Origin of the sequence: Hyunsoonleella rubra (assembly GCF_042684665.1) — a bacterium.
GTDB classification, from domain to species: domain Bacteria; phylum Bacteroidota; class Bacteroidia; order Flavobacteriales; family Flavobacteriaceae; genus Jejuia; species Jejuia rubra.
Genome location: NZ_JBHULY010000005.1, coordinates 1 through 16,634 on the forward strand (window position 1 = coordinate 1; position 16,634 = coordinate 16,634).

17 protein-coding genes and 1 tRNA gene are annotated in these 16,634 nt (G+C 37.5%); 13 read left to right on the plus strand and 5 right to left on the minus strand.

Annotated elements, in window-relative coordinates; genetic code table 11:
- Positions 1 to 75: 75 nt before the first annotated feature.
- Together ACFSR8_RS00850 and ACFSR8_RS00855 are read right to left on the minus strand one after the other, a co-directional pair.
- Positions 76 to 1,047 carry a putative phage abortive infection protein gene (locus ACFSR8_RS00850; RefSeq protein WP_380288086.1) on the minus strand — a complete coding sequence of 324 codons (972 nt, stop codon included), beginning with the start codon at positions 1,045 to 1,047 and terminating at the stop codon, positions 76 to 78.
- A gap of 212 nt (positions 1,048 to 1,259) precedes the next feature.
- The gene (locus tag ACFSR8_RS00855) at positions 1,260 to 2,189 is read right to left on the minus strand and encodes a restriction endonuclease (protein ID WP_380288088.1); all 930 of its coding nucleotides are present in this window, start codon (positions 2,187 to 2,189) and stop codon (positions 1,260 to 1,262) included.
- Between the two features lie 182 nt (positions 2,190 to 2,371).
- Between ACFSR8_RS00855 and ACFSR8_RS00860 the strand changes: the two genes are divergently transcribed.
- From ACFSR8_RS00860 to ACFSR8_RS00870, 3 genes are all read left to right on the plus strand, one after another.
- Positions 2,372 to 2,668, plus strand: coding sequence for a YbjQ family protein (locus ACFSR8_RS00860; RefSeq protein WP_380288090.1), 297 nt, complete (start codon positions 2,372 to 2,374; stop codon positions 2,666 to 2,668).
- A gap of 80 nt (positions 2,669 to 2,748) precedes the next feature.
- Positions 2,749 to 3,420: a head GIN domain-containing protein gene (locus tag ACFSR8_RS00865; RefSeq protein WP_380288092.1), complete on the plus strand. Its 672-nt coding sequence runs from the start codon at positions 2,749 to 2,751 to the stop codon at positions 3,418 to 3,420.
- A gap of 95 nt (positions 3,421 to 3,515) precedes the next feature.
- A complete protein-coding gene (locus ACFSR8_RS00870; protein ID WP_380288093.1) occupies positions 3,516 to 4,199 on the plus strand; it encodes a LysE family translocator in 684 nt (227 codons plus the stop codon).
- A gap of 126 nt (positions 4,200 to 4,325) precedes the next feature.
- Here the strand turns inward: ACFSR8_RS00870 and ACFSR8_RS00875 are convergent.
- Both ACFSR8_RS00875 and folB read right to left on the minus strand, forming a co-directional pair.
- Positions 4,326 to 4,397 (minus strand) — tRNA-Cys (locus tag ACFSR8_RS00875).
- A gap of 50 nt (positions 4,398 to 4,447) precedes the next feature.
- The gene (gene folB / locus ACFSR8_RS00880; protein ID WP_380288095.1) at positions 4,448 to 4,810 is read right to left on the minus strand and encodes a dihydroneopterin aldolase; all 363 of its coding nucleotides are present in this window, start codon (positions 4,808 to 4,810) and stop codon (positions 4,448 to 4,450) included.
- A gap of 99 nt (positions 4,811 to 4,909) precedes the next feature.
- Between folB and ACFSR8_RS00885 the strand changes: the two genes are divergently transcribed.
- The 9 genes from ACFSR8_RS00885 (at position 4,910) to ACFSR8_RS00925 (ending at position 14,811) form a co-directional block, all read left to right on the plus strand.
- On the plus strand, positions 4,910 to 6,925 hold the full coding sequence (locus tag ACFSR8_RS00885) for a glutamine--tRNA ligase/YqeY domain fusion protein (RefSeq protein WP_380288097.1): 2,016 nt from the start codon (positions 4,910 to 4,912) through the stop codon (positions 6,923 to 6,925).
- The gene (locus ACFSR8_RS00890; RefSeq protein WP_380288099.1) at positions 6,922 to 7,926 is read left to right on the plus strand and encodes an acyltransferase family protein; all 1,005 of its coding nucleotides are present in this window, start codon (positions 6,922 to 6,924) and stop codon (positions 7,924 to 7,926) included. The genes ACFSR8_RS00885 and ACFSR8_RS00890 overlap by 4 nt, the downstream gene beginning before the upstream one ends.
- Positions 7,927 to 9,447 carry a phosphoethanolamine transferase gene (locus tag ACFSR8_RS00895; protein WP_380288101.1) on the plus strand — a complete coding sequence of 507 codons (1,521 nt, stop codon included), beginning with the start codon at positions 7,927 to 7,929 and terminating at the stop codon, positions 9,445 to 9,447.
- A 153-nt stretch (positions 9,448 to 9,600) separates the two neighbouring features.
- Positions 9,601 to 10,083 (plus strand): DUF1761 domain-containing protein, encoded by a 483-nt coding sequence (locus ACFSR8_RS00900; RefSeq protein ID WP_380288103.1) that lies wholly within the window; start codon positions 9,601 to 9,603, stop codon positions 10,081 to 10,083.
- Positions 10,084 to 10,151: 68 nt separating this feature from the next.
- Positions 10,152 to 11,303 (plus strand): GNAT family N-acetyltransferase, encoded by a 1,152-nt coding sequence (locus ACFSR8_RS00905; protein ID WP_380288105.1) that lies wholly within the window; start codon positions 10,152 to 10,154, stop codon positions 11,301 to 11,303.
- Between the two features lie 59 nt (positions 11,304 to 11,362).
- Positions 11,363 to 11,863: a hypothetical protein gene (locus tag ACFSR8_RS00910; protein ID WP_380288107.1), complete on the plus strand. Its 501-nt coding sequence runs from the start codon at positions 11,363 to 11,365 to the stop codon at positions 11,861 to 11,863.
- A gap of 134 nt (positions 11,864 to 11,997) precedes the next feature.
- Entirely contained in the window at positions 11,998 to 13,629 is a 1,632-nt protein-coding gene (locus ACFSR8_RS00915; protein ID WP_380288109.1) for an ATP-binding protein, read from the plus strand.
- Positions 13,601 to 14,233: a response regulator gene (locus ACFSR8_RS00920; protein WP_380288111.1), complete on the plus strand. Its 633-nt coding sequence runs from the start codon at positions 13,601 to 13,603 to the stop codon at positions 14,231 to 14,233. Before ACFSR8_RS00915 ends, ACFSR8_RS00920 begins: the two co-directional genes overlap by 29 nt.
- Before the next feature lie 203 nt (positions 14,234 to 14,436).
- Entirely contained in the window at positions 14,437 to 14,811 is a 375-nt protein-coding gene (locus ACFSR8_RS00925) for a hypothetical protein (protein ID WP_380288113.1), read from the plus strand.
- Between the two features lie 57 nt (positions 14,812 to 14,868).
- Here the strand turns inward: ACFSR8_RS00925 and ACFSR8_RS00930 are convergent, their stop codons facing one another.
- A complete protein-coding gene (locus ACFSR8_RS00930) occupies positions 14,869 to 15,792 on the minus strand; it encodes an SPFH domain-containing protein (protein ID WP_380288115.1) in 924 nt (307 codons plus the stop codon).
- 76 nt (positions 15,793 to 15,868) lie between these two features.
- On the opposite strand from ACFSR8_RS00930, the gene ACFSR8_RS00935 reads away from it, so the two are divergent.
- The gene (locus ACFSR8_RS00935) at positions 15,869 to 16,552 is read left to right on the plus strand and encodes a hypothetical protein (protein ID WP_380288117.1); all 684 of its coding nucleotides are present in this window, start codon (positions 15,869 to 15,871) and stop codon (positions 16,550 to 16,552) included.
- The last annotated feature ends 82 nt before the right edge of the window (positions 16,553 to 16,634 follow it).

Consider the following 16,634-nt stretch of genomic DNA (forward strand, 5'->3'; position numbering starts at 1 on the left):
CCTTAAAACGAGTCTGTTGCAGAAATTATGGGTTTTTATGGCGGCTTGCGCAACGGTTACCATTGTTGGCAGTAGTTATTTTTTTGTTCGTAATAATTTTTTCCTTTCTTCCGAAGATGCAAAGGCAATTTCTTTATATTCTTTTTTGTGCTCAATATTTATTAATAATTCAAAATCCATATTTTTTAACATTGAAAATTCCTCTAGTAATTGTTTTAATTTTGGTTTTCCGGCTTCACTTAGTCCATTGTAGAATATGAATAACAATTCGTAAGAAGATAGCAAAGCTCTTAATAAGTTTGAATAATTATACTTTTCTTCCTTGGTTAATTCTTTAGATTTCTTAATGAATTTTAAAATATGATACATATGCCTAAAGTAATGACCTAAATCAGATTGGTTTACTTTATAGAATTCGGCATACTTTTCAACAGTCGGTTCTATAGGGTGTTTTCTTAATCTAAATCCTTTTGGAAATGCTCGTTCATAAAATGTACTAAAACAATCTCTTCCCTCCGCCGAAGTTGTCCAACTTCCATCGCGGACACGTTTTAAATCAATTCCGTTTACTATTTCTTGATGATTACTTAGCAGTTGGAAAAACGTATTTTCAAACCGTTGTCTTCGCAAAGTTTTATTCTGTTCAGCCATTTCTGCTTTTTGCCCAGAAAGTTCAAGTCTCGTGTATTTAACTTCTAATTGACTGTACATTATTTCCAATTGTTGGTTTAATAACTGTTGTTTTTGACCTAAAAATGCAACATAGATAAAGAATAAACCCGCTAAAGACCATACAGAAGCAACTGTTCCAGCCATAAAATCTCCTAATAAATTAAGTCCAAATCCTTTCTCCGTATTTGTGCAAATAAAGTAAATCAAAGCAAAAGCAGATACAAAAGCACCAATCCAAACAAATATCCAAGCCCAATTCGTAAATTTTGAAATTTGTTCGCCAAGTCTATCAATTTCAGTTTCAATTTCAGACTGTCGAGTTTTAATCCTTTCAGATGCCTCGTTTATTTCTTTTTCTAATTCAGATTTGTTCATTTTCTAATTACTGCCAACGGTTTGTGTATGAAACGTAGCGTGCAAATGGACACTAACTTTTCGGATAAACACGGAGCCGAATTTTTATATTTTGTTTTTAATTTTCTATTTTAAAAGCCAATTTTAAAAATTTGGCGGTCTTTGTAAATAACCACTAAACCTCAGGGAAAGCCTTTAATAGCTATGTTTTATACACGTTGTTACCCAACGTTTTACTCTACATTATCTTTTAAAGAATCCCAATAATCAGCATCCAATTTCTTTATCTCAATTGTTTGTTCTACTTGCATTCCTAGACCAAAATCATAAATGTATTCAGCAAGTTGTTTTCCGTCAATTAAAACTAAGGTTGTCGAACCATTTAAATTATTAGCGTATTCAATTGCTCCTTTTGTATAATAAGATGTTGTTATAAAAACGCCTTTATTCGATTGAGCAACTGCTAAGGCTCCGACAAATTTCTGAATTTCTTCTCTTCCGATTGAAATGTCTGTTTTATACCTTTTCGCTTGAATATGAATTCGACCAAGTCCTAAAACATCTTCTTTAATTATTCCATCAATTCCTCCGTCATTTGAAGCTTTAGTTACTAATCCGGAATTTTGAATTTCTCCACCATATCCCATTCGTTGTAAAAGACTAACTACTAATTTTTCAAAGGCAATTGGAGTTTTTGTTAAAATCGTATTAATTATATCTGTATAAACTGATTTCTTAATATTGGAAAAAGAACCATACAACTTTTCTTGAGGAGTTAATTCTGAAGATGTGTCATTTATTTCGATTAATTCTTCGGATTTCTTTTTTTGTTTTTTAGGTTCTCTTTTTTCAATTTCTTGGTCTATATACTTATCTATTTGCTCGGGTTTTTCTATTAATTCAATTCCTTTTGCATTTATCTCATATGTTCCTCTTTTGGGCTTGTCTACCAGTCCGCCCATATTTAAATAACTCAAAGCCCAAGAAACCCTGTCATAGAATATTGGTCCATTTCCAGATTTGTACATTTCGTTTAAATCTTCATCGGACAACTTAAAATGTTCACCAAGTGGTTGAATAAATTCACCCAGTTTAATTTTTCCCTTTGCTTTTAATAATTTCAAAGCGGGCAATCTTATTTCATCGTGTTTTGGTAATGGCATTTTCTTTTTTTCTTAATGTTGGGTAACACTTGTATAACAGCAGCTCTCCATAAAAGCTGCTGTTATATCGCATATAGTTATAACTGCAATGTAGTATTTTTCAGCAAGTTATCCAAGGAGCTGGTAACAGTTTTGTTATTAAACTATTTAATTTTTTATATTAGTTGATAAACCTTTAAAACATGGTATTAACAACAACAAACTCCATTGAGGGGCATCAAATAAAGGACTATTTGGGTATAGTAACCGGGGTGTCCACCAATCAAAAAACATCCTTTTCCTTTAAAACCGAAAAAAACAAACAACTCTATCGGGAGTTTATCAATGAGGCTAAAGAGGAAGCTTTTCAGGATTTAACGGATAATGCTTCAAAACTAAAGGCCAACGCCATTGTGGGTATCAAATTGGATATCGAAATGTCGTCCACTTCCTATTTTTTTGTTTCCGTTACGGGTACGGCCGTAAAGGTATCGGTGTAACTTTTTATAATGTTTTCATAAAGTGAATCGCCCAGGGCATTATTATCGGTAGTTTTGCGTTAAATTTTAAACATTAATCCATGAAATTTATAGCGTCTCTATTACTTTTTGTAGTCGCGTTTTCGGCTACAGCCCAAAACCCCATTGAAAAAACCGTGGGGGAGTTTTCCGAATTAAAAGTGTATGATTTGATTGAGGTGGAACTCATTCCGTCCGATGTGGACAAAGTTGTCATTAGTGGTAAAAATACCAGTGATGTGCTGGTCATCAATAAAAATGGTACCTTAAAAATCAGAATGAACTTCGAAGAAGCCTTTGATGGCAATCAAACCAAGGTGAAATTATATTACACAGGTTGCGATGCGTTGGACGCCAACGAAGGTGCGTATATCCATTCCGACGAAATGATCGAACAATTTGAAATAGACCTGAATGCCCAGGAAGGGGGTCAAATAGATGTAAAACTTAAGGTGACTTATGTTAATGTAAGGTCCGTAACCGGGGCGGACATCCTGGCTTCCGGAACAGCAAAACATCAGGACGTTTCCATTTTTACTGGCGGGGATTATCAGGGCAAAGACCTGAAAACTGAACATACTGAAGTTTCCATTCGCGCAGCAGGTGAAGCTTATGTTCATGCGAGCAAATCCGTAGATGCAAAAGTTAGGGCTGGGGGTGATATATTTATTTACGGCGACCCTGAAAGAATTGAGGAAAGTCGTGTTTTAGGTGGGCGTATTAAACGGATGTAACTTTGTTATAGACCTCATAGACTAAAGCCATTGGAGTCCAATGGCTTTTTTGTTTCTCCATTTATGCGTTACTTTGTGTAAAGATTCTCTTTCGCATGTTTGATGACGTCATAGCAGCTATTCCGTTTGGGATTTTATTGGCCTTTACCATTGGCCCTGTGTTTTTTGTGCTATTGGAAACCAGTGCCACTAAAGGCTTTAGGAGTGCATTGATTTTTGATTGTGGTGTCATCTTAGCGGATATACTTTTTATCATCGTCGCATTTTTTAGTACAAACAACCTTTTGGAAAAAATTAAAGACGATCCTAATTTTTTGATTTTTGGTGGCGTACTGTTAGTAGCCTACGGCATCATTTCTTTTGTAAAAACCTCAAAATCCTTTCGGGAAATTGTAAGGGAGTACCATAAAATTGAAATCAAAAAAGGTTATGGACGTCTATTTTTAAAGGGTTTTTTGCTCAACTTTATTAATATTGGCGTGTTGTTGGGGTGGGTGGCCTTTATTGTTTTGGGGAATACCCTTACGGACTCCACCAATGGCGTTATTGTATTTCTTTCAACAATTTTGGTGGTCTATCTCTTAGTAGACTTAGTGAAAATACTTGTCGCAAAAAAATTGAAAAACCGATTGACGCCACGTTTGATTTTTAAGACGAAAAAAATTGTTGCGTTAGCTATTCTGGGCTTCGGTATTTTACTGTTGGTTCAGGGCTTTTTTCCAGATGAAAAGGAGATGATTAAGGAGCGCTTTGATAAAATTAACCCGATAAAAGAATAGTTTTCCCAGGAGGTTGGGCTTTAAATTGAACCTGTTTATTAAATGTAATATTGCTAAAACAAATGAAGCGCATTGTTTTATGATATAAAAACAAAAAAGAGATACTTAAAGTATCTCTTTTTTTTGAGGCGTCGAGCGGAATCGAACCGCTGTAGCAGGTTTTGCAGACCTGTGCCTAAGCCACTCGGCCACGACGCCATAACAGTGATGCAAATGTAAAAAAATTTGAGACTTTTAATTATAAAAAGTTACTTTTTGCGCTTATCCGTCATTTTTATGGTGACTTTTTGAACATCGCCACCTATGGGCGGATTCAATTTACTCACCCAAACCGTTGCTTTTTTCACCAGTTGGTCTTCGTTAAAAATCCGATCCAAAATCCGTCGGCAAACAGTTTCCAATAGGTGGGAGGGCTTGTCCATTTCCTCCTTTATCACTTTGTTTAAAAACACATAGTCCACTGTATCACTGAGTTTATCGCTTTTGGCCGAGGTTTGGAGGTCGGCTTCAACTTGAAGATCCACGCGATAATCGCTTCCAATTTTACTCTCTTCTTTTAAACACCCGTGGTAGGCAAAAATTCTGATGTTTTCAACTTTTATAATTCCCATTGCAACTGAATTTAAGTCGCTAAAATTACCTAATTTTGCCCATATTTTTTGTTTAATATCCTAGTTTCTCTCTAGGAAATATGAATTGCAACAGCGCTTATGTCTGAAGAAAGAAAATCACTCAATTTTATCGAGCAAATTATAGAGGAGGATTTGGCAAATGGAATGGCTAAGGACGATTTACGATTCCGGTTTCCACCTGAACCCAATGGTTATTTGCACATCGGTCACACTAAAGCCATCGGCATCAGCTTTGGTTTGGGTGAATATTATAATGCGCCCGTCAATTTGCGTTTTGACGATACCAACCCGGCTAAGGAAGAGCAGGAATATGTAGATGCCATAAAACGGGATATTGCTTGGTTGGGTTACAACTGGGATAAGGAATTGTATTCTTCGGATTATTTCCAACAACTGTATGATTGGGCCATAAAACTGATAAAAGAAGGGAAGGCTTACGTGGATTCTCAGACCAGTGAAGCGATGGCAGAACAAAAAGGAACACCAACTGAACCTGGAGTAGATAGTCCCTATCGAAATCGATCTGTTGAAGAAAATTTGGAGCTGTTTGATCGGATGAAAAAAGGCGAATTTGCTGAAGGCGAGCATATTTTAAGGGCGAAAATCGATATGACACACCCAAATATGCTAATGCGCGACCCCATTATGTATCGTTTGGTAAAGGCCGAACATCACAGGACTGGTGCGGATTGGTGTATTTACCCGATGTACGATTGGACCCATGGCGAAAGTGATTACATCGAGCAAATTTCGCATTCGTTGTGCTCTCTGGAATTCAAGCCTCACCGCGAGCTTTACGATTGGTTTTTAGATCAAGTTGTGGACCCAGAACTACTCCGCCCAAAACAGCGTGAATTTGCCAGATTGAATCTCAGCTATACCATCATGAGCAAGCGTAAACTGTTGAAATTGGTTGAAGATGGCGTTGTAAGTGGCTGGGACGACCCACGAATGCCTACCATTTCGGGATTGCGACGCAGAGGATATACGCCCAATGCCCTGCGAAAATTTGTGGAAACCGTTGGGGTGGCCAAACGCGAAAACGTCATTGAAGTATCACTTTTGGAGTTTTGTATCCGTGAGGATTTGAACAAAACTGCCCCAAGAGTTATGGCTGTGCTAGACCCGATAAAACTGGTAATTACCAATTATCCCGAAGATAAAGTAGAGTGGTTGGATGCAGAAAATAACCCTGAAGATGAAAGTGCAGGCTACAGGAAAGTACCATTTTCAAGGGAGCTATTCATAGAAAAGGAAGATTTTAGGGAAGAGGCAGGCAACAAGTTTTTCCGGCTGAAACTTGGTGGTGAGGTACGACTCAAAAATGCTTATATCATTAAAGCTGAAAGCGTGGTTAAAGACGCCAATGACGAAATCACGGAAGTACACTGTACGTATTCCGAAGACACCTCCAAAAAGGTGAAAGGCACGTTGCATTGGGTGTCTATACGACATGCCATCAATGCCGAAGTTAGAGAGTACGACCGGTTATTTATGGATGAAGCACCTGATAGCCATCCCGATAAGGATTTTATGGAATTTATTAATCCCGATTCTCTGAAGGTGATTGAGGCTTTTGTAGAGCCAAGTTTGGCAGAAGCGAAAGTTGGAGATAGGTATCAATTTCAACGTTTGGGCTATTTCAATGTGGATGATGATTCAACTTCAGACCATTTGGTTTTCAATAAAACTGTCGGCTTACGAGACACTTGGGCTAAAGTAACCAGCACTGAGCGCGGTCGAAGTGAGCCGAAACAAAATAATACTCAGAGTCAAAAACCTCAAAACAATCAGCCGAAGAGAAAGGCAATTGATGTTATCAAGCAATTGGGTAAAAAGTACACCAATTTGCCGGAGGAAAAACGGCTTAGAGTGCGTGCTGAAATTCTGCAATTGGCTGAGGAGGTGTCCTATGAGGAATTAGAACCTTTATTCAATACAGCCGTGAAGAAAGTTGGGACGCGCATAGCAGTTTTATTAACTCTAAAAGTCATGTTGAATAATGGTTTGAAACAGACTTCGGAGATAGATGACTTTATTGAAAAAGCACTGAACGACAAGAATGATCTTCTTGTAAATGAAGCCAAAAGTTGAAAAGCAAAAACATCGGAGGAAAAAGGCTTGAATGGGTGGATCAAGCTAAAGGGTTAGGGATATTTCTTGTAATATACGCCCACAACATCCCTTTTTCGGAAGCCTACATTTACAGTTTTCATATGCCTTTGTTTTTCTTCGTTGCCGGGATGTTTCATCCAAAGCTTACGAGTAAATCAACCATAGTACATCGGGCAAAAAGCATTTTAATTCCATATTTTTTCTGGGCTACTTTTTTGTATGTTTTTTGGTATTTTTTAGGAAGGCATTACGGCGATAGCCTTAATCATAACTTAGACCCCCTTAAAGGTTTGGTTGGGGTTTTTTATGCACAAGGAGATATTGAATATATGGACTGGGGCATTCCAATGTGGTTTTTGCCGGCAATATTTGTTACCTTTTGTTTGTACTCTTTTTTGAACCTTATAAAGCATAAGCATGTAAAATTATTAGGCCTTGTGGCCTTAATTGTTTTCGGCCTGGCATATCCATGTTTTTCCGATTTCAAATTACCTTGGAGTCTGGATGTTGCCTGTGTTTCCTTGTCATTTTATGCACTAGGAAATTTTCTGAAGCCTCATCTTTTGGAGATAACTAAAATAAGGTTGGTTCTATTTTTCATTATTTCTGTCGTGATGAGCCTGGCTTTGGCATTACTTAATTCAAAAATCGACATGTATAGGGCTCAGTATGGTAACGAACTGCTGTTCTTGCTCAACGGAACTTCAGGAACGTTAATGGTGCTGTTGTTTTTTAAGCTAATACATTGGAACACCATATTTAGTTATCTGGGAAAAAATACAATTCTACTTTTAGCATTGCACTTTCGCGCATTGACAGTTATTAAGGCGGGATTACTGATTTTTGGAATAACCAACTTTAATTTTGATGAACCCGGTAAGTTTGCTGTTTCATGTTTACAAGTAATTCTGCTACTTCCCGTGATTTATGTTGTAAATAAGTATATCCCTCTTTTAAACGGCAAGGTAAAAAAGGCATAAATGAAGTTACTGTTTTCCAAATATGAACGGAATATTGTTTTCCATTTAGTTCTGAATGTACTTTTCGCAGTGTGCATTAGCCTATCGTCTTATTATCACATACCGCTCAAAGCCTTCGAAGGCAAGCTCATGTATTTCATTCATTTATGTGTGTTACAAAGTAGCTTTGCGGGGGTGCTTTACTTTTTGTCCTTACATCGACTAGTTTTTAAAGTTGTGTTTTCCCTTCTTTTTTTAGTTTTAGGACTAACAGCTTTCTGGGGCTATAGCATCAACATGAGCATGTCTTATGCCGTTTTTGAAGCTACCTTTGGCACTAAATTATACATTGTTAAAGATCTTATTAGCATTCAGTTAATTGCCTATATGTTGCTCCTTATAGGCCTCCTAGTGTTTATACTTAAATTCTATAAAACCATCCAACCCAAAAAGGGCAGGTTAGTTTTTGTTCCCTTAAGTGTCTTGTTGATTTTATTGTTTTTTTGGGCGGACCAGAAAAGGATCCATAGCTTCAGAAACAAATTGCCTTATTCCTTTTTCTATGCTTTTGGAGAGTATTATGACTCCGACTCGGATATTATGGTTTTGACCGATCCTCCTAAAATTTCGAAAGAGGAGAAATTCAATAAGCTTAATGTAATTCTTGTGTTGGGGGAGTCTTTGCGTTCCGACCATTTGGGCCTAAATGGATATGAACGTCAGACAACTCCATTGCTTTCAAAAAGGGACAACGTATTTAGTTTCAATAATATAAGTACCACTAAAACCAATACGGCTGTTAGTTTACCTTGTTTGTTGACTGATCAAAGCGATCAAACGGAGGTTAAGGATTCCATTAGCTCCATTTATAGCATATTTAATGCTTTTGATATTCCTACGTATTGGATTGGAAATCAAATTTTAGAATCCAGCTACAGACCAATTGTGAAAACCAACGACAGCATATTTATTCTTGACGAGTTCAGGTCGGTTTGGTCCATTGGCAAAAAAAAGGACATGGACCTTCTGCCTAAATTTGTTGACTACTTTAAAGGCAAGGCGTATGGACTTTATACGCTGCACATGATTGGTAGCCATTGGTGGTACGAAGACAAGTATACGAGTGATTTTCGAAGGTTTACGCCTGTAGTGGATAGCAAGTATATTCCATCACTAACTAGGGAGCAGATGGTCAACTCTTATGACAACACCGTGTTATATCTTGATTATTTCTTAAATCAACTGATCAAATTGGTTGAAGATGAAAGTGATAATGCTATAGTTATTTATATTTCGGATCATGGCGAATCGCTCGGTGAAAACGGTAAATATCTCCATTCTAATATTGAAGCCGTAAACAAACCCGGCATGATAGTTTGGGTTTCTAAAAAATTCAAGGACCGCTTTCCAGAAAAAGTGGGGTCGCTTCTTGACAATCACGACAAACCCTATACTACGGATATTATATACCATAGTTTGATAGATTTATTGGATACAAATCAGTTGGAGTATGACAAAACCTTGAGTATATTTCGGAAATGAACTTTGAGTTGGATCAAACCGTTGAAAAATTGAAAGCATACTCGAGCCCACAGAGGGGCTTTTGTGACAGAATAGCGTCCTGAAAACGTAAAAAAGCACCCTCCATTTTATTTTTTGGCTATATTTAAAGACTAACTATAACTTTTTGATATTATGGAAATCAATTTTTTAGCAATTCTCGTGGCCGCCATTTCCGCACTTGTGGTGGGATTTATTTGGTATAACCCTAAAGTATTTGGAACCGCTTGGATGAAAGCGGCTGAAATGTCCGAAGAAAAAATGAAAGGTGCCAACATGGGCAAAATATTTGCTATGGCATTTGTCTTCGCCATTCTTTTGGCCATGAGTATGCTGTCATTAACAGTCCACCAAATTGGAGCTATGGGAATGGTTGGCGGTGATGTTGAAGGGGCGCTACCTTCTTTTAATGCTTTTATGGCAGATTATGGCGCCGCCCATAGAACCTTTGGCCATGGGGCGCTACACGGGTTTTTTGCAGGAATTTTTATAGCCTTACCAATTTTGGGCACTAATGCCTTGTTCGAACGAAAAAGCGCAAAGTATATATTTATCAATAGTGGCTATTGGATGGTGACCTTGGCCGTAATGGGAGCCATTATTTGTGGTTGGCAGTAAATATTTTGTAAACTTTTAACATATTTAAAGACTGAAGCTTTTTAACTTTCAGTCTTTTTCTTTTTGTATTGATACGACACGAAATTTATACGACTATTGATGATGTCCCTGGGGAATGGGATGCCCTTAGTAAAAAGGATATTTTTCTTCAGTCTAGCTACTTAAAAGCTCTAGAGACTTCAGCCCCTGATAATGTTTCGCTTTTTTACATTGGTATTTTTAAAGATTCCGAGTTGGTTGGTACCGCCCTAGTTCAGCGCGTACAGTTATACCTCAAAGATATGTTTAGGGATACGAAAGTGTCGTGTCTTAAAACATTTCTTAAGGATAATATTTCCAAAGTCTTGAAGGGAAATATTTTGGTGGTGGGAAATATGACACACACGGGGCAACATGGTCTAGGTTTGAATAACCGGATATTATCGATTCCAGAGTTTTACGATCAGATTTTTAAGGGGGTTTCAGATCTGGAAAAGCGTATTAAAAAAGAGCAGGGCAAAACCATACGTTTGGTGATGGCGAAGGATTTCTTCGAGGAAAGCAGGATGGACCACCTTGAGCTTTTTCAAAAGGAAAAATTGCACCGAGTAACCGTACAGCCCAATATGATTATGGATGTATGGGATAATTGGCGCGAGCACAAAGATTATGTTTCCTGTATGAAAAAAAAGTACAGGGACCGTTATAAAAGAGCGAGAAAAAAACTGAATAGTATAGTTTGTGACGAATTGGATTTAGAGGCGATTAAGGCCAACTCCAAATTACTTCATCAGTTGTACCTCAATGTTTCCAATAATGCCAAGTTCAACACCTTTATTCTTCCGGAAAACCATTTTTACACCTACAAACTTCATCTAAAGGAAAATTTCAGAGTGTTTGGGTATTATCTTCATGGGAAGCTTGTCGGGTTTTTTAGTTTGATTTTGAATAACGACCATTTGGAAACCTATTTTTTGGGTTATGATACCGAACACCAATACCCCAACCAATTGTACTTAAACATGTTGTACGATATGGCAAAATTCGGAATAGAACATGGGTTTAAGCATATTGTTTATGCTCGAACTGCCATGGAAATAAAAAGTTCCGTTGGCGCAAAACCTGAACCTATGGTGCTGTATTTAAAACATACTAACGGCATTTTAAATGGCATTTTAAAACAAGTCTTTAAATTAATGAACCCTTCCCAAGACTGGGAAGAGCGCCACCCTTTTGCTTAATTATTGTTATCGCTTAAGTTTTTCGAATACATTTCGACTCATTGTATAAACTTCGCATTATGAAAACTTCGATTATTTTCTTTTTAATGTTACCATTTTTGGGTTTGTCTCAAAACATGAACAACGACAAACTTCAGGAAATATACACATCAGTAAGCGATTCTATTCAAGGGCAAAGTGGGGCATGGCGGTTTTATATTAAGGAGGTACCCTTAATGTGTATTACGGACACCAACCATAATAGAATGCGCATTATTTCACCTATTGCAGACTCAAATACCGTAAGCGAAGAACTTTTTAAAGCCGCCTTAGTGGCCAATTTCCATACGGCTTTGGATGTAAAGTATGCAGTTTCAGACGGCGTATTATGGTCGGTTTTTATTCACCCTTTAAAAGAATTGTCGGAGCACCAAGTAAAGGATGCCGTCAGCCAAGTATACTATGCCAACATTAATTTTGGAAGTACTTTTTCTAGCACTTCGCTCACTTTTCCGGGTAGCATCAATAGTGAAAAAGAGGAGGAGCCAAAGGAAGAAAAGCAGGAGTTGCGTAAGCTTTAAATCGTTTCTTAATCTGGACATCCAATCTTCTATCCTTTCTTTTGTATTATATTTGGTATAAGTGTTTCACAGGATAAAGAAGAACCCGTATCAGTCTAAAATCGCTCATATTAGTTATTATTAACGGCCTTGTCTTGTTAGTAGTCATTGTGCTATCCATAACCTTTTACAGCCAATTTTCCGAGGTGCTACAAAGCAGGATTCTGCAACAGTTAAATTCGATAAAAACTCTCAAGCAAAATCAGGTTGAAAAGCTAATACAATCGGAATGGAGCAGTTTTATGGATGCCCCCAATACAATGCCATTGACAGATAGTTTGGGCATGGATTTTCCAAAAACTAGTTTAGAAACGGGGATATATGATTTAACAATATTCGATAAAAATCAACAGTTCACCATAGGGTTGGTTGAAGCAGAAAATGATGATATCAGAGTATCTGGTATACCGTACAGTAAAATATTGAACATTTTACTGGAGCGTACCGGAATGGGTGAAACTGGGGAATCTTATCTGGTAGGTGATAACTTCAGGATGCGTTCTCAGTCACGATTTTTTAAGGACTCTACACCACATGACATTATTGTGAAAACCACCGGGGTGACAAATGCTTTAAACGGAAAATCGGGAAAGGGACTTTATAAGGATTATAGGGGCATTGATGTTTATGGGGTATACGGCCCCATCGAAATCTCTAATCTCAAACTAGCCATTTTATCCGAGATTGATAAAGATGAGGTGGAAGCACCATTGATCAGCTTAAAGAAGCGGTTGTTTATGCTGATGTTTTTAATCATGGGAACGGCCATTTTACTGTCCTTGTTTCTAACAAAAATCATCGCCAATCCCATTTTGGGCATGAAAAGCAGTCTAAAAGTTATGGCGGAGGGGCACTATGATGACACGAATGAATTCAATATAAACTCAAACGAAATCAAAGAAATGTTTGAAGCTTTGGACCAATTAAAAAAGTCTTTGCAGGGAGCGGTTATTTTTTCGGAGGACATTGGAGAAATGAACCTAAACACAACCTATGCACCAAAAAGCGCGAACGATGCATTAGGCAAGAGTTTGATTAAAATGAGGGACAAGCTGAAGGAATTCAGAACCAACGAACATAGAAGTCGTATAAACACCAAACGCCAATTGGTGGAAGGTTTGGAAAACGAGAGGCAAAGGCTTTCACGTGAACTACATGATGGTTTGGGGCCCCTTTTAACATCATTGAAATTTTACATTGACAACAATGTACCCGATAACAAACAACGTTTGGAAATGCGAAAAATGGTAGACGATACCATTTCAGAAATCCGAATCATGTCCAATGCTTTAATGCCATCAATTATGGATGATTTTGGGGTTGGGGCAGCGCTTAAGAACTTTTGCGATAGTGTAAAAAAGGCTTCGGAAGTTTCAATTGTTTTTGAAGGCCTTTTAAAAAGGAAAAAAAGTAATATAACGAAACAACAGGAAATCCATATCTTTAGGATAACCCAAGAATTGGTTAACAATACGCTAAAGCACGCCAAAGCGAAGAATATCAGAATTACGCTTTCTGAATTTGATGATTTTATATCGCTGTTTTATTTTGACGACGGTAAAGGGTTTAATTTGAAAAAAGTAACACTTGGCTCCGGGATTATCAACATTAAGGAGAGGGTTGAGATTTGCAACGGTAAAATTAAAATCAATTCAAAAGTAAAAAGCACAACCTTCGAAATTGAATTACCAATAGAAAATGATAACTATAAAAACAGTAATAGCTGACGACCACGAGTTGTTTAGAAACGGGCTCAAAGAACTGCTCAAAAAATATGATGATGTGGAAGTGCTTCGGATGGTGAGCGACGGCGAGGAATTCATGGCTTATATTAAAACCAATTCCGATATCGATGTGGTTTTGTTGGATATCACCATGCCCAACATGGATGGTTTTGAGGTGCTTAATCGTATTAAGGATATTAATTCCAAAATTAAGCCTATTATCATATCCATGCACGATGAGGGCAACTATATTGCTTCCTGCGCCAAAAAGGGCGCTTACAGCTATCTTTTGAAAAATACCGATCAGGAAGAATTGATAAAAACACTTCGCATTGTTAGCCAAGGAAAAAAGTATTTCAGTCCATCAATTTCTGAGAAGATGATCGACTATATGTCTGAAAGCACCTTGGGGGAGAACATTTTATCCAGCAAGGAAACAGAGGTTTTGGAACTCATTTCGGGAGGACTTACCACCAAAGAAATAGCTGAAAAACTTTATGTAAGCACAAGAACCATCGAAACCCATCGGGCTAACATTATTAAAAAATTAAATGTAAAAAACACGGCACAACTTATCAAAAAAGCTGTAAAGTTAAAGTTGATTTAGACCGTTTTCAATTCAAAAGAAACTTCGCTTCTTGGTAGGTCGAGTGCAGTCAAGACCTATTTCTCAATTCATTTTTACCCATTTAAATTAAATTCAATTATACTCCAATATCCGTATAAATACGGATACAAAATCAGGGATTTTATGTATATCCAAAACGGGTGTAATGGTGCTATTTTTAGGTATATCAAACTGGAAGCGTTATGAAAAACCTAATTTTTACTTTAGCACTAGTTTTTATAGCTGTTGGAGCATTTGCACAGCAGAGAAAAGACCTTAAGGGTCCAGCATATAAGAATTACAAACCATGGCAACATAAGGCCGAGCCAGCTGTGGCATACACAGTTAGCAACCACACACCATTGAAAGGTCCTGCCTATAAGAATTACAAGCCATGGCGAAAAAACGATTCCGAAAAGGAATACACCCAAGTGGCTTCAAATTCTGAGCGCATGAAACTAAGAGGCCCGGCCTTTAAAAATTATAAACCTTGGCAAAAGGATGCCGAAGATGGCACTACAAAAGTGGCTAAATATCGAAAAAACAAACCTTCGGATAAAGTAGTTGTTAAGGACTAAAGCTAGAAAGGCCCCTATTTATAAGGGGCTTTTTCAATATATACTAACGAATAATTATTACTTATCCGTTTTTTTACTGGCGTTTTTCATAGCCTCGCCGATTTGATTACTAGCGGTAAAACTGGCCACCATATCGTTTAGCATATTGCTACCGGCTTGGGGGGCATTAGGTAATAAAATCAGGTTGCTATTGGTTTCTTCACCTAAAGCTTGTAGGGTATCATAATGTTGGGTTACTACAATCAGGGCCGAAGCTTCTTGGCTGTTGATCCCCACACGGTTTAAAACTTCAACAGACTCTTCCAAACCACGAGCGATTTCACGGCGCTGATCTGCAATACCCTGTCCCTGCAAACGCTTACTTTCAGCTTCAGCTTTCGCTTTTTCAACAATTAAAATACGTTGTGCATCACCTTCAAACTGAGCGGCAATTTTTTCGCGTTCTGAAGCATTAATACGGTTCATGGCCTCCTTTACCTGGGCATCCGGATCAATATCAGTTACCAGGGTTTTTATGATGTCATACCCGTAATCCATCATGGCATCGTTTAATTCTGCTTTTACCGCGATAGCTATATCATCTTTTCTAACAAATACATCGTCCAGCTTCATTTTTGGTACTTCGGCCCGAACCACATCAAATACATAGGAGGTAATTTGGTCATGTGGATAATCCAGTTTATAAAAGGCATCATACACTTTATCGCGGATAACTTTATATTGCACGGACACCTTTAGGCGCACAAATACATCATCCAAAGTTTTAGTTTCAATAATGACATCCAATTGCTGGATTTTAAGGCTTAACTTCCCTGCAATTCGATCTACTAAAGGAATTTTTAGCTGTAGGCCAGAATGGCGGATACTTTGAAATCTTCCAAAGCGTTCAATAATTGCCGCAGTTTGTTGTTTTACTATAAAGAAGGAGGAGATTAAAATGATTAACCCCAGAAAAATAAAAGGAATAGCAAAAAAGCTCATATCAATGTTTTTTAACGGTTTAAAATATCGGATTACTAATTTAAGTTATATTTGTGCACAGACCCCTAAAAATCTTATGAAAAAAATACAACTTATCCTATTAGTAGCCATTTCCCTTTGTTTTGTTACAAGCTCCAAGGCGCAACGAGGTAATTACCCTGTAACCAATGGGTTTAGCATCTTTGGTGGCCTCACCCAATTTGACATTTCTACCGATAATTTCACCACTTCAAAAGCCAATGGTTTTTTGGGTGGCATTTCGGCAACAGTGGATATTCCGTTACGATGGTACAACATCAGTTTTGGCATGCAACTCTCCGAAAACAATATTGATATTTTAGGAAGGCCGGCACTGGTGAGTACGCAGGAGGAATTCATCAACTATAAAATGTTTGCTGCGCAGTTAGCCATGTTGATGCATGTAAAGGTGGCTAAACACTATTTTACGATTGATGTAGGCCCCATGATTCAATATAACGGTGAGCTTGAATTGAAGGACGACAGCCAAGAAGGGTACTACATTCAAAATTACACCAACTTAACTGCGACTGATATTACACAAATTTCCCAATTTAATTTTAACGGCGTAGTTGGCGCTTCAGCTGGTATTAGAAACTTCAAATTGAAAGCCCAGTACATTTATGGTTTTACCAATATTTTAAACAAGCTTGAAAGAGAAGGTTTGGATACTTTGGGGGGTGATGCTCGATTTAAAGGGAATCAAAGTATGCTGGTATTAGGAGCCGTGGTATCGTTTTAGAGCTTAAATCAACATGTGTTTTATTTGGTTAGGTATATTATTTAAAATTTTAATACCGCATTTTCAAACAACTAGTGATCAA